Source organism: Flavobacterium sp. Arc3 (assembly GCF_041431375.1).
Taxonomy (GTDB): Bacteria; Bacteroidota; Bacteroidia; order Flavobacteriales; family Flavobacteriaceae; genus Flavobacterium.
Window position 1 is genome coordinate 24,427 of record NZ_JASMRI010000013.1, and the last position, 14,026, is coordinate 38,452.

The window sequence follows — 14,026 nt, forward strand, 5'->3', positions numbered from 1 at the left end:
AAATTGATTGTTTATTTTATACTGGCTGCAGCCAATCGACGGGTTTTTCTAATGGAATGATTAACCATGTACAAACCAAAAATAGTTATTCCTCCTCCAATTGCGATCGCCATTGATAGTGATTCTCCAAAAATTACGGCACCTAATAATACGGCCACAATGGGGTTAATATAAGCATAAATGCTATTTATTTCTGGGGGTAGTTTTTGTAACATATAGACATAAGCAATAAACGTTAATACGGAACCTATAATGACCAAGTAGGCAATGGACCACCACGAAATTGCTGGAATTGACAGGATGTTAACTCCAGTTCCAGTAGCACCTGTAACGGCAAAAAGAATAAAGCTCGAAAGCAACATTTGCAAGCCAAGGCTAAAATAAGGATTAAAAGTAGCTGCTTTTTTCTTCGTGTATAAGCTTCCAAAAGCCCAACTAATCGTTGCGATTAAGGAAAGAAGAATTCCAAATCTAAAATCAGGTTGCAGGAAATCGCTAAGGTGGTCATAGAAAATGACGCAAACGCCACTAAAACTGATTATGAGTCCCACAATTGCTAGCCGTGCTAATTTTTCGCCTCTAAAAAAAGTAATAATAACAATCCATAAGGGGAAAACGGCATTTAAAATTGCCCCTAAACCACTACTGATAAATTTTACGCCCCAGGTACTCAGTCCGTTGCTTAAGGCAAAATTGAGAATACCTAAAATGATGATTGTTTTCCACTGTTTTCCCTTAGGCCAGGCCTCTTTTTTGTACAAGAAAAAAGAAACATAAAGTATTCCTCCTATAAGTTGTCTTATCCCTGCCAATTGTAATGGCGGCATATACCTTACCCCTTGTTTTGAAGCGATCCATGTGGTTCCCCAAAATAAACATACGCAGGACAGTGCTAATATTGGCAATCCGACAGCGTTTATTCTGGTGGAAAGAGCAGCTTTAATTTTAGTTTTCACTTTATAGATCCGTTATTGTAAAAGTATAGTCAAGGTTTTTTACTAATTTATCCGTTAGAATTGTTTTTCCGAGCGAGGGTTTTTCGTGATTGAACGTGGGCGGAATTAAATTTAATTTTAATGCTTTTTGGGTATAATAGACTTTGCGAGAAGGGTGCACTGGAGTCGCCGCATTATACGTTTCTCCCCAAGAGTTCTTTTCGATTATTCTAAGAATAATACCAATACAGTCCGTTTGATGGATTAAATTAATAGGGGCGTCAGGATTTTCAAGATTCTCCTTAGCTGCTATAAATTTAATTGGATTTCTATCTTCGCCAATCAAACCTCCAAAACGAAGAATGGTGGTTTTAAAACGACTGTTGTTATGCAAAACACCTTCCACTATAGCTAATTGTTTTCCGCTTTCAGAATCAGGGTTTAATGGAGTTTCTTCGGTTACTTGGTCATTAGCGTCGCCATATACTGAAGTTGAACTTATAAAAAGGACATTTTCAATTGTTGATTTTTCGATAAATGGGATTAATGCCTCTATTTTACTAACAAAGTTTTCTTTGTTGGTTCCCCTTAACTTGGGAGGAATATCAATTATCAAAATCGAGCTGTCTTTCAAAAAATCTGTGATCCTGCCAGTAACTCCATCGGTTTCAAGTGAAATTAAAAAGGGATGAATGCCTACGTTTTCTAATTTCGAAATCTTATCTGCAGAAGTTGTCGAGCCATTTACACGAAATTTTTTTTCTAATAAAGCTTTCGCCAAAGGGAATCCTAACCAACCACAACCTAAAACGCTTATTTTTTTCATTGTAATATCCAATTTTCAATAAATTTAAGAAGCATAGCAAGCTACGCTAGTGCAAATTTGAATAAAATTATCTGACTTTGGTAGTATCACTTGCAATTAGTTTACTTTCTTTTTTAACGGATTTAGAAGGTAAGGTAACAAGAGGTACTTCAGTAACTCTAGGTGTTGGTTTTATTCTTTGCTTGATAACTACGGCATCAGTGAGGACGAAAGGAGTTGGCATCATCCAATCAGCCCTTTCTGTAATCGAAAATAATGGATTTCGCATTAGATCAAAGGAGCTTTCTATCAGTTCCATATCAAAAACAGTTCCTGCGTTGATGTTGAATTCCATTTCAAGCGGGGTATTATCCACTACATAATAACTTAATATTTTCTTGCCTTTTCGGTTAAACTGCTTTTCTTTTTGATTGATATGAGTGGCGCCATTCGCTTTTAAATTATAGAATTCCATCTTTTTATTAGCAAAAACATCATAACGATTTACCAATCGGTTTGGAGAAATGCGAAGTTTAAGATATCGTTTATTTCCAGCGATACTGTCTTTCAAAAATTGGATAGTTGGTTTTAGTAGTTCCTTTTTTGGAGCAGCAGCCGCATATGTGAAACCAGAATTGTATTTGCTGAACAATGGCGTTTGATTCAAAGCTGTAGCAGGTTTTGGGTTTTCACCCAAATATTGTTTAGTCCAGAAGTCAAGATTGACATCATATGTCGCCCAATTGGCCTTATCAGTATCGGCATTGTAGATGTACAACAAACTGTTCGATTTTGCTTTTCCTTCTTCATAACCGGATTCATAATGTGCTTTCGCAAAAAAGCCAATTGAGAGAACTAGAAAAAGAAAGGACCACAATCCTTTTTTGTTGAAATTACCCAAAGTAGGTAACAATAATCCAAAGGTTAAAACAGTAAGAATAGCGCTTCCAAACAGTACTTTTAACCCCAAACCTATGGGGAACATTTGTATAAAAGGAACTAATAACAGCAATGCTGGAATGCTAAAAATAAGGTTTAGTGTTTTGTTACTCTTTTGCGTGATAATGTAGTAACCAAATAGGAAGATGCCAAAATAAACAGGAATGATAAGAAACCCAGCGCCTTTTAAATAAACAGCCAATAGTCCATTAAGAATTAACCAAATAAATAATGGGGCCACATAATGATTTACGGTTACTTTTTTTGATGAGAAAAGGTGATAAAAAAACAGGGTTATCGCTAACGCCAGCAATACGAAAGCAGCAATGTAGTCATGTCCATTGTAGGTGAATCCATTTAGTAAGTCATTATACTGCGGATAGAGTTGTAGTAATCCTTTCCAACCAAAAAAAGTAATGAGTCCAGTAAAAATTAGCGAACCTAAGAACGGTATAAATCCTCTCGCAATTCTTTGAATGGTTAGTATTTTTTTGCCAATTCCGATGAAAACTAAAAATAGAAAGAGTACGAATGCTATAATAACCATTGGTAATACCCAACTAAAAGGATAACTTATAAATGTAAATGGGATGGTGAAGTAGACATAATCTTCAGCAGATTTTGTCGTATTCAAATCAGCATTCGAAAAATAACTCAGCAAAGGCATCAAGTAAGTTCCCTGATGAGCTAAGGTATTTTTGTTGAGGTGATTGATATCATCTTGGGCAGTATGGTAATTATAGTGATCGTCAATAAACGCAAAGTTATACCCCTGAATACTTTTTTGTTCTCTAAAAACAGTTAGATCAGTGTCATTAGGTAGCATTTTATAAATACTGTACATTAATGAGTTTGATACTGGAAAAGTTGCATTCGCAGCCGAAAATTCTTTTACCATACCCGCATTTCCTGCATTTGTTTCCATTAACATATAGCTTGGCCCCGAAGTACCGCGGGCTTCGAAATTAAGGACTAAGCCTACTTCCTTTGCCCAGTTGTGTTGGGTTACAAAAAGAGCCGCTCCATTTAACCCTAATTCTTCTGCATCCGTAAACAGGATGATAATGTCATTTTTATGGGTCTTTTTATTATACAAGAAGGCACGAACGCTTTCTAGTATTGTGGCTACTCCAGATCCGGCGTCGCTAGCGCCATGAGAGTAGGAATGTGGTGCACTGTCGTAATGAGAAAGCAGCAGCAATGCTTTAGAATTACTGGAAGTGCCTTTGATTCGAGCTAAAATATTTTTTGATTTCACTAAATTTCCCCATTCTGTCAACGTGTAGCCTTCCTGGGTTGAGGTGGTCAGTCCTAATTTTCGTAGTTCTTTTTGTAGATAAACAGCAACCTGCTCGTGATTTTGAGAGCCAACATAATGCGGTTGTTTTGAAATGGCTTTTACTTTTTCTAATGCCCTTTCAGTTGAAAATTCGGAAAGTGGTATCGTGTTGTCTGAGGTCCATTGGGGCATCATAGTAAGGAAAATCACTGCTAGAACGCCTAAAATAAAAACAACAGCAAAAAGAGAGGAAAGGCTTTTTTTCATATTTTGGGAAATTGGGGGGTGTGGTATTAAGTGTCTTTTTTGACTAACATATAGTAATCATTGTCTAGTAGCATGTAGCCTAAGTCATATAGGAAATAGTAGGTATTCCCTGTTTTGGTATTCAGTATATTAGTGAAGAATTCAAAATCAAAACCTTTGCTAAGGAGTTTTGCTCGCGTTGTTTTGGATTTTCCGTCGGGATTAAGTTCAGATAGAATGCGATAATTTTTGCGCAACTTGTTGTTGATGTTGCGCATGTAATTATTACTGTCTTTATTGATTTTGTTATTATAGGCATTGCGACAACCATCGCTGCAGAATTTTTTATCCTCTCGACCCACAATTTTCTCACCACATTCTAAACAATTCTTCATGATTTTAATTTTTTCAAACTATATAAATCGTGTCTTCTGTCTTTCATTGTGTTTACACTTCCATGCTCGTGTAATTCCTTTAGCAGATTAATGTCGACGTCAACAATTAAAGTCATCTCTGTATTAGGTGTTGCCTCTGCTTTGATTCCGTTACTAGGAAAAGCAAAATCAGAAGGCGTATAAACTGCAGCTTGTGCATATTGAATATCCATATTATTTACTTTTGGTAAATTTCCAACACAACCGGCAATAGCTACATAACATTCGTTTTCAATAGCTCTTGCTTGCGCACAATGTTTTACACGCGTGTATCCGTTTTGAGTGTCCGTTAAGAAAGGAACGAATAAAATATTCATACCTTGATCTGCCATTAGACGAGAAAGTTCTGGGAACTCCACATCGTAACAAATTACGATTCCTATTTTTCCACAATCAGTGTCAAAAGTCTGAATAGTGTCGCCGCCTGTAATTCCCCAATGAAAAACTTCATTTGGTGTAATATGGATTTTACGGTACATTTCGTTTGTACCATCGCGTTTGCAAAGAAAACCTACGTTGTATACGTGTTCGTTTTCTATAAAAGGCATACTTCCTGTGATGATATTGATATTGTAGGAAATCGCAAATTCTTGAAATTTTAATTTTACAGCTTCGGTATGCTTGGCTAATTCTCTAATCGCTTCTGCCTCCGACAAATGGTTGAAATCAGCCATTAATGGCGCCGTAAAAAACTCTGGGAACAAAGCAAAATCACTGCCGTAACCAGAAACGGTATCAATAAAAAATTCGGCTTGGTCAAAAAGAGCATCTAAATTAGTTAACGAACGCATTTGCCATTGAATTAATCCTAGACGTACTACGCTTTTTGTAGTGTTAATTAACTTTGGGCTATCATCATAATAAATATTGTTCCATTCTAATAAAACAGCATATTCTAAAGACTCTGTATCGCCTTCAAGGTAGTTTTTAAGGACACGAAGTTCATGGAAATCATTGCTTAGCTGAAAGGATAAAACAGGATCGTAAATTTCTTTTTTCTTTACTTTTTCGATATAAATTTTAGGGGTAATTTCATTTTTAAATTTTCCGTAATTAGGGATTCGTCCCGCAAAAATGATAGATTTTAGATTCAATTGTTCACATAGTTCTTTTCTAACATCATACAAACGACGACCCAATCGAAGTCCGCGATATTGAGGATTAATGAAAACATCAATACCATATAAAACTTCTCCTTCTGTGTTGTGCGTTGAAAACGAAAAATTTCCTGTAATTGCTTTATAAGAACGGGTTTTAAAAGCGAAATCTTCTGTAACTAATAATGATAGTGCTGAACCAACGACTATTCCATCTACTACTATTACCAATTGCCCTTCAGGAAATTTCTTTAATAAAAGTTCTATTTGATCTTCTTTCCAAAATGACTCTGCCATTTCTGGATAAGATTCAATCATGGATTTTTTTAATTCTTTATAATCTTCAGTTTTTAAGTTACGTAACTCAATTGACTTAATATTTGCTGGCATAAATGGTGTTTATTTTTTGCTAAGATAAGAAAAATAGTATCCGTTTACAAACGGTTACAAGTATTTACAACCGAAAGTAATTGAACGTTAACCGAATAAATTTTTCAAAGTATCTAATCTTTGCAATGTCGAAATCAAACAACAATGATTTTAATAATATAAACCACAAAAAGAATCTGAAATGAGTTCAGATTATAACATTTAAATTTTACACGCCATGAATGCATTAAGAAACAAAGTACAGTTGATCGGACATTTAGGAAATGATCCAGAAATCAAAAATTTTGAGGGAGGAAAAAAACTAGCCACTTTTACATTAGCCACTAATGAGAGCTATAAAAATGATAAAGGAGAAAAAGTAGAGGAAACGCAGTGGCATCGATTAATTGCTTGGGGAAAAACGGCCGATATTATTGAGAAATTCGTTACTAAGGGTAAAGAAATTGCAATAGAAGGGAAGTTAGCTCACAGGAGTTATGATGACAAAAATGGGGAGAAACGCTATGTTACTGAGGTAGTCGTAACGGAAGTCCTTTTGTTAGGGAAGTAGTCGTTTATAGATTATTGAAAAGTCCCGGTTTACAGTTTTTTTAAACGTGTAAGCCGGGACTTTTGTTTGTATTAGGGAACGTTAATGTTGTTTATAGTCTTGGGAGATTATTAAGTAAATCAAATCCAGGACACCGTTTGCATCTTTTGTGTTCTCCTTTTTTATATTTTTCACAGCATTCAGACTTGAGGCCTTTTTCATTCTTGCCGTTTTCAAGGAGTTTGTTTTTATCCTTTTTGGATTCTTTATTTTTTTTCTTTTTACCCAATTTGTAAAAATTTAAAACCAGAATAAAGAGGTCTTTTATTTATATACTGTAAATCGTTTTTATTATTTAACTCCCTTCACATTTGGTTGTTGAATGTCCCTGTCAAATAAGTACAAGCCTCCTTTGTCGTCGCCTATCAGGTGGATCTTATCTAATATGTTTTTAGCTTGTGCTTCTTCTTCAATTTGTTCTGCGACGAACCATTGTAAAAAATTGTGCGACGCATAATCCTTTTCAGTGAGGGCAATATGAACCAGTTCGTTTATAGCATTGGAAACAAAAACTTCATGTTTGTATAGTTCTTCAAACATTTCCTGGAATGTTTCATAATTTGTTTTTGGCGCTTTTAATTCGGTAACTTGAGCATGACCGCCACGTTCATTTATGAATTTCATTACTTTAAGCATATGGATGCGTTCTTCATCTGATTGGGCATACATGAATTTCGAAATTCCTTCTAACCCATTAGTTTCAGACCAAGAAGCCATAGAAAGATATATTTGCGAAGATTCGGCTTCGATACGAACTTGTTTGTTCAGTGCTGTTTCAATAGTTTTAGATAACATAATAAAGGTGTTTCTTGTAAAGTTACAAAAAAACGAGTACTACTGATTCATGATTTCTTGAAAAAAAGCTACAAATTGGGACAAATGTAAGCCGTCCATTAATCCGTGGTGTACATGAATTGACATGGGCATGCTTCTTTTTCCAGTTTCTAAAACTGTCATTTTACCAAAAGAGATCTTGGGGCAACTATCTGGAAAAGTATAACTTCTCGCATGAGATAAGGAAGTAAAGTTTAGCCATGGTATTGCCGAAAAGTGAATTACGTTATCGTTTTCAAACGTTCGAGTAAAAAGTCCGGTAGTATTCTGAATACGCTCAATTTCAGCTAATGCAGTTTCTTTAAAGACATTGAAATCAGGGTTGTAACGTATTAAAGAGAAGCCAAAAGTGCCGTCTGCACGACCTATAGTTGCTGAAGCGTCAATGCGATCGTAAATGTATATTTTGTCTTCTAAAATACGGTATCGAAAAGGCTCGTTGCTATTGACTGCGACTAATGTTTTGTGGAGATAGTATATGAAAAAGGAAGCTCCTAGTTCTTTCGATTTTGTATAGGCATTGGTACAATCAATATCTATTGTAGCGCCAAAGAAAGGTTCTTCAAATTGTTTAAAAAAATGGAAGTGTTCCTTACGTGGCCAATTATCGAGATCTAAAAGTGTTTTCAAATTTTTTAACTTTATTTAGTAGTCAAAAGTACAGCAATTCTTTTAATTACGCCTTTAATTAATAAAGTTAGCTAAAGCTTGGGTAATAGTATTACATTCTTTTTTACGTTTGTTAAAAGAGGAGTGTAAAAGGAAAGATAAGAGTATAAAAAAAGCCCTAAAAGGAATTCCTTTTAGGGCTTTTGTATAATCTAAGAATAAATTATTTTATTCTGAAAGTAACTTTTCTAACTAATTTTCTAGCACCTTCTGAATCTTTTTCAACTGAAGTATCTTCACCAGCAGCGATTACATTCAATCTATTAGCATCAATATTAGCTTTCATTAAAATCTTTTTAACGTTAGCTGCTCTTGTATTAGACAATTTGTCATTGTAAGCAGATCTTCCGATTTCGTCAGCATGACCAATAATATCAACAGATGCAGTAGGATTGTTTCTTAAGTAAGTTAAGATAAAATCAATACCTTCAGTAGATACAGTTGTTGGGTTTGTTTTGTCAAAATCAAAGTAAGTAGCTACATAACCACCGTTGATTAAGCTTTTAATCAATTCGTTATTAGTTACTGTAGATTTATCGTTTTTGTTAACGTAGTTTGCTAATAAATAGTTTTCTAATTCGTCAGGAACGTTATTGTTATTTAAATCAATAGCTCTACCTTTAGAATCAACCATCACACCAGAAACTGTGTTTTTTTCAAGATCTAAATAATCAGCAACACCATCTTGATCAGTATCAATCAACATAGTTTCAAGGTTATCAACTCTTTCTGTTAAAGCTAAAACATCTTTATCTACAAGAGTAATCCAGTCAGCATGTTTAGCATTTTTACCTAAGTAAACTGTTACACCTACAGTACCATTAAAAAGAACTCCACCGAATCCTCTTGAACCAACAGTGCTTGCAGCGTCAAAAGCAAGTTGTTGCTTAGAGTTAAGGATAGTTGTGAAATCTCCTGTTAAAGCAACTCTGTCAGATAATTTAATTTGACCAGTTACACCAGCCATGAAATTACCCATTTTGTCTTTTTTATAGACAGGATTTTCGTTTTCTAAAAATGATAAACCGAAACCAGCATGACCTAATAAGCCAATTGTGTTAGTCCAAGTTTCGAAATTCATGATTCTTCCTAAGTTAGCTACAGCTTGTAAATCTACTCTATAGTATTTTGTATCAAAACTTCTTGAATCTTCACCTTCTTTAAAACTATTGTATCCAAAATCAGCTTTTAAACCAAATTTGTTGTTAAACATGTATCTAGCACCTAAGTCAGCTACATATGAGCTTGCTACTGCAGTTCTATAACCTGCTGTCATAGGTCTCATTGGTTTGTTAAGTCCGCCAGCTAATTCAACTGACCATTTGTTAAATTCAGGATTAATTGTTTTTACAGGCTCAGTTTGAGCTGATAATGTTGCGAATGCCGAAGCACAAATCAACGTAAGTATTACTTTTTTCATTTTTTTCTATTTATTAGAATTTGTGCAAAAGTAACTCATTTTGTTTAATAAGAATTTTCGAACAGTAAATTATATAAAAATTAAAGTAAATTCCATAAAAAAAGGAAAAAAATGTAAAAATACCAACTTTATGTTGCGTTTTTATTAAGGTAAAAGGGGTTTTTTAGGGCGATTTCATTTTCAATTCTGGGACTCATATTATTTAGCACCAGTTTTTTAATAGGAAAATGCACTTTATTACAGCTGTTTTAACACATCAGATATTTTTTCGTAGGCCATAAAATTTTCATGTACTATTTTGTGATCAATTTTTTCGTGCGCCCAAGTTGTATGAAATGGGATATGAACGGCATGCCCGCCGATGGCCAGAACCGGTAAGACATCTGATTTTAGAGAGTTTCCAATCATGAAAAACTCCTCAGGTTGTATTTCCAATCGTCGGATTAAGTCGCTATAATCGATTTCTTGCTTATCTGACATCACTTCGATATGGTGGAAATATCGCCCTAATCCTGAGTTGTGTAGTTTTCTACGTTGGTCTAGTAAATCGCCTTTGGTGGCAACAACTAGTTTATATTTTCCGTGTAAGGCTTCAAGAGTATCTTCTACGCCTTCTAATAATACGATAGGTTTTTCAGTTAATTCTTTACCGTACTGTATTATTTTTTCAACAACTTCAATAGGGATTGTATTATTAGAAATGGTCATCGCAGCCTCAATCATTGAAAGAATGTAACCTTTGATACCGTAACCGTATAATTTTAAGTTATCAATTTCTATCTTAAACAATTCTTTTGAAATCCCCTGATGTGATAGATAATCACTCATTAAACTACAGAATTTTTCTTCTGTTTCGGCAAAATAGGTTTCGTTAATGAATAAAGTGTCATCTGCATCAAATGCAATTACTTTTAAATTTTTCATGTTATTTTTTTTTGGTTCCAAAGAGGAATCCTCATTAGAATTTGTTAACTGTTTTTTATCGAAAGTGTTTTGGTGTAAAAGGTAATTCGGATACCTAAAAGTAAAATAAGACCACCAATAATCATATTTAAGGTAATTTTTTCATCTAGAAACAACCAAGCTAAAATGGATGTAATAACAGCTTGCGCCAATAAACTCAGCGAAACTCTTGTGGGGCGCATACTTTGCGTCGCATAACTAATCGATAGCCAAGCCATCAATTGACACACTACCGCCTGAATGAGTAAAACGAACCAACCCATATCTGAAAAGCCAGAAAAAGGTTCGTTCATCCAAATGCATACTATGGCTAAATAGACCGTGGACGCCAGCAAACTGATGGTCATAAAAGAGAGTACGTCCATTTGAGAAAGTACTTTTTTACTCACTAATAAATAAATAGAGTAAAATATCCCTGATAATACGGCCAGAATAAAAGCGTTGTCAAAATCCAATTCGAGAAAAAATTTAAAACCCACTAACATTGCCATTCCAAATAATGCCACTGTTGTTCCAATCCAGAAATTAGTTGCAGGCTTCGTTTTTAAAAAAACATAGGAAATAATACCCACCCATAGTGGGGACAAATTAGTAAGCAAGGAAGCTTGAGTAGCACTCGATTCTTGAATAGCAATATTCCAAACGGCCACATCTGAGGCAAATAATACGCCACAAATTATCGATAGTAGTAAATATTTTTTCTCAGGAAGCTTAAATTTTTTAGTAATAAGAATATAAGGCAGTAATAAGGAAAAAGCAATTGCCATTCTATAAAATGCCGAAATCAAGCCGGGAGTTAGTCTTAGTTTAACTAATATTGGAAAAATAGAAATACAAAGTATTCCAAAAGCGAGAGCTAATCTTGGTTTTGCGTCGGTCATCTTTCCTGCTATTAACTATTAAAAACACGAATTTCACTAATTTTTACCAATTTATTAGTGTCAATTCGTGAAATTCGTGTTTTAATTTTTTAATTAATTTATAGTCTCACCATTCGCTGCTTCAGTATCCGGATTTACAAAAACTAGTTTTCCTTCAGTATTTGTTGTCATTAAGATCATTCCTTGACTTTCTACACCGCGAAGATTTCTGGGAGCCAAGTTCACCAAGACAGTTACTTTTTTACCAATGATGTCTTCTGGTTTAAAACTCTCTGCAATTCCTGACACAATCGTGCGAACGTCGATTCCAGTATCTACTTTCAAAATTAAAAGCTTATTTGCTTTTGGCATTTTTGCTGCTTCCAGAATGGTTCCAACACGCAAATCCATTTTTGAGAAATCGTCAAACTGAATTGCTTCTTTTTGAGGTTCCGCTACTTTGTTTTCGGCAATGTTGGCTGTTTTTGTAGCTTCCAGTTTGTCTATTTGTTTTTGAATTTCCTCGTCTTCAATTTTGGCGAAAAGCAATTCGGCTTCTCCAATTTGGTGTCCAGATTCAATCAAATCAGATGTTTCTGAAATTGTGGCCCAAGACAATGGAGATTCTATTTTTAATATTCGGGATAACTTAGTTGCTGTAAACGGCAAGAATGGTTCGCAAAGCGCACTCAAAGCAGCTGCAATTTGAAGGGCTACATACATTTGTGTTTGTACACGGCCTTCATCGGTTTTTATCATTTTCCAAGGCTCTTCATCAGCCAAATATTTATTTCCTAAACGCGCTACGTTCATCAATTCGCCCAAAGCTTCACGGAATCTATATCGTTCAATAGAACTAGAAATTACTGCTGGATAGGCTTTCAGCTCTGTTAAAGTCGCCTCGTCTACTTCTGAGAATGTGTTCGGACTAGGAACAATTCCGTTGTAATATTTATTGGTTAAAACCACCACACGATTAATGAAATTTCCAAAGATCGCTACCAACTCATTATTATTTCTAGCCTGAAAATCTTTCCAAGTAAAATCGTTGTCCTTAGTTTCTGGTGCATTAGAAGTTAGAGCATAGCGCAAAACATCCTGCTGACCTGGAAATTCCTCTAAATATTCGTGCAGCCAAACCGCCCAGTTTTTAGAAGTCGATAGTTTATTTCCTTCTAAGTTCAGAAACTCATTTGCAGGAACATTGTCAGGCAAAATATAAGATCCTTCGGCTTTCAACATCGCAGGGAAAATAATACAGTGGAAAACAATATTGTCTTTCCCTATAAAATGAACCAACTTAGTGTCTTGATCTTTCCAGTACGGCTCCCATTCTTTTCCTTCGCGCAAAGCCCATTCTTTCGAAGATGAAATATAACCAATCGGTGCATCAAACCATACATATAATTTTTTTCCTTCGGCACCTTCAACGGGAACATCAATTCCCCAATCAAGGTCACGCGTTACCGCACGAGGCTCAAGTCCGCCATCAATCCAAGATTTTACTTGTCCGTAAACATTGGGTTTCCAGTCATTTTTATGCCCAACAAGAATCCATTCTTTTAAGAAATCTTCGTAACGATCCAAAGGTAAAAACCAGTGCTTCGTTGACTTCATAATAGGAGTTTCTCCCGTAATAGTAGATTTTGGGTTTATTAAATCCGTAGCGTTCAAAGTCGAACCACATTTTTCGCATTGATCACCGTACGCTTCCTCGTTACCACATTTTGGGCAAGTTCCTATAACGAAACGATCTGCTAAGAACTGATCTGCCTTTGCATCATACAATTGCTCGGTTACTTGTTCTATAAAATCGCCTTTTTCATACAATGTTGTAAAAAACTCTGATGCCGTATCATGATGAATTTTAGCCGATGTTCTAGAATAATTATCAAACGAAATTCCAAAGTCAATAAACGATTTACGAATAATCCCATCATACTTATCAATTACTTCTTGCGGAGTAATTCCTTCTTTCTTGGCTTTCATAGAAATTGCCACACCGTGCTCGTCGCTTCCGCAAACAAACAAAACGTCTCGACCTTGCAATCGCAGGTAACGAGAATAAATATCTGATGGTACATAAACACCCGCCAAATGGCCAATGTGAATGGGTCCGTTTGTATAAGGCAATGCCGCTGTAATCGTATATCTTTTTGGATTCTGTATCATATAATTATTTTTAGATTCTGAAATTAATTCAGAACGAGGTGCAAAAATATGAAATTATTTATTGTCTTCCTGAGCACAGTCGAACGATTAGGAGCTATTTCCCGCTATTCGTTGCAATCTTTTACTTTTTAAAGAAAAAAGTAAAAGGATTTCCACTGCTATCGGGGCTAGGGATTTGAGATTTACAGAATTTTTGTGTTGATTATACACGTCATTGCGAGGTACGAACCAATCCCACTTAGTACTTCTATGTCAGTTTTATTTTAAGTTTTGGGGATTTCTTGGCATAATAATATGGTAGGTAACGTATGTAGTTTAGTAAATTGATTTATGATATAAAGTCATTAATGTTTACATCGGCAGTTCAATTCTTATATTACAAGTAGTCAATCAA

The 14,026-nt window shown here is 35.1% G+C and carries 13 protein-coding genes; 1 reads left to right on the forward strand and 12 read right to left on the reverse strand.

Annotated elements, in window-relative coordinates; all coding sequences use genetic code 11:
- Positions 1 to 11 precede the first annotated feature (11 nt).
- From QO200_RS11010 to QO200_RS11030, 5 genes are all read right to left on the reverse strand, one after another.
- Positions 12 to 956 carry a DMT family transporter gene (locus QO200_RS11010; RefSeq protein ID WP_371539800.1) on the reverse strand — a complete coding sequence of 315 codons (945 nt, stop codon included), beginning with the start codon at positions 954 to 956 and terminating at the stop codon, positions 12 to 14.
- A gap of 1 nt (position 957) precedes the next feature.
- Positions 958 to 1,761 (reverse strand): SDR family NAD(P)-dependent oxidoreductase, encoded by an 804-nt coding sequence (locus QO200_RS11015; protein WP_371539803.1) that lies wholly within the window; start codon positions 1,759 to 1,761, stop codon positions 958 to 960.
- A gap of 67 nt (positions 1,762 to 1,828) precedes the next feature.
- Complete coding sequence (locus QO200_RS11020) at positions 1,829 to 4,153, reverse strand: M28 family peptidase (protein WP_371540027.1); 2,325 nt, start codon at positions 4,151 to 4,153, stop codon at positions 1,829 to 1,831.
- Between the two features lie 98 nt (positions 4,154 to 4,251).
- Positions 4,252 to 4,599 carry a hypothetical protein gene (locus tag QO200_RS11025; protein ID WP_371539806.1) on the reverse strand — a complete coding sequence of 116 codons (348 nt, stop codon included), beginning with the start codon at positions 4,597 to 4,599 and terminating at the stop codon, positions 4,252 to 4,254.
- On the reverse strand, positions 4,596 to 6,125 hold the full coding sequence (locus QO200_RS11030) for a GNAT family N-acetyltransferase (RefSeq protein ID WP_371539809.1): 1,530 nt from the start codon (positions 6,123 to 6,125) through the stop codon (positions 4,596 to 4,598). The genes QO200_RS11025 and QO200_RS11030 overlap by 4 nt, the downstream gene beginning before the upstream one ends.
- A gap of 217 nt (positions 6,126 to 6,342) precedes the next feature.
- Here QO200_RS11030 and QO200_RS11035 point away from each other — a divergent pair, with 217 nt between their 5' ends.
- Positions 6,343 to 6,675 (forward strand): single-stranded DNA-binding protein, encoded by a 333-nt coding sequence (locus QO200_RS11035; RefSeq protein WP_371539810.1) that lies wholly within the window; start codon positions 6,343 to 6,345, stop codon positions 6,673 to 6,675.
- Between the two features lie 91 nt (positions 6,676 to 6,766).
- On the opposite strand, the gene QO200_RS11040 is transcribed toward QO200_RS11035, so the two are convergent.
- From QO200_RS11040 to metG, 7 genes are all read right to left on the reverse strand, one after another.
- Positions 6,767 to 6,943: a hypothetical protein gene (locus QO200_RS11040; RefSeq protein WP_371539812.1), complete on the reverse strand. Its 177-nt coding sequence runs from the start codon at positions 6,941 to 6,943 to the stop codon at positions 6,767 to 6,769.
- A gap of 62 nt (positions 6,944 to 7,005) precedes the next feature.
- Positions 7,006 to 7,509: a ferritin gene (locus QO200_RS11045; RefSeq protein WP_371539814.1), complete on the reverse strand. Its 504-nt coding sequence runs from the start codon at positions 7,507 to 7,509 to the stop codon at positions 7,006 to 7,008.
- A 39-nt stretch (positions 7,510 to 7,548) separates the two neighbouring features.
- The gene (locus tag QO200_RS11050; protein ID WP_371539816.1) at positions 7,549 to 8,178 is read right to left on the reverse strand and encodes a CatA-like O-acetyltransferase; all 630 of its coding nucleotides are present in this window, start codon (positions 8,176 to 8,178) and stop codon (positions 7,549 to 7,551) included.
- A 202-nt stretch (positions 8,179 to 8,380) separates the two neighbouring features.
- A complete protein-coding gene (locus QO200_RS11055) occupies positions 8,381 to 9,637 on the reverse strand; it encodes an OmpA family protein (protein WP_371539819.1) in 1,257 nt (418 codons plus the stop codon).
- A gap of 237 nt (positions 9,638 to 9,874) precedes the next feature.
- The gene (locus tag QO200_RS11060) at positions 9,875 to 10,561 is read right to left on the reverse strand and encodes an HAD family hydrolase (RefSeq protein ID WP_371539821.1); all 687 of its coding nucleotides are present in this window, start codon (positions 10,559 to 10,561) and stop codon (positions 9,875 to 9,877) included.
- 44 nt (positions 10,562 to 10,605) lie between these two features.
- Entirely contained in the window at positions 10,606 to 11,481 is an 876-nt protein-coding gene (locus QO200_RS11065) for a DMT family transporter (RefSeq protein ID WP_371539824.1), read from the reverse strand.
- A gap of 93 nt (positions 11,482 to 11,574) precedes the next feature.
- Positions 11,575 to 13,632, reverse strand: coding sequence for a methionine--tRNA ligase (metG, locus tag QO200_RS11070; protein WP_371539827.1), 2,058 nt, complete (start codon positions 13,630 to 13,632; stop codon positions 11,575 to 11,577).
- Between the last annotated feature and the right edge of the window lie 394 nt (positions 13,633 to 14,026).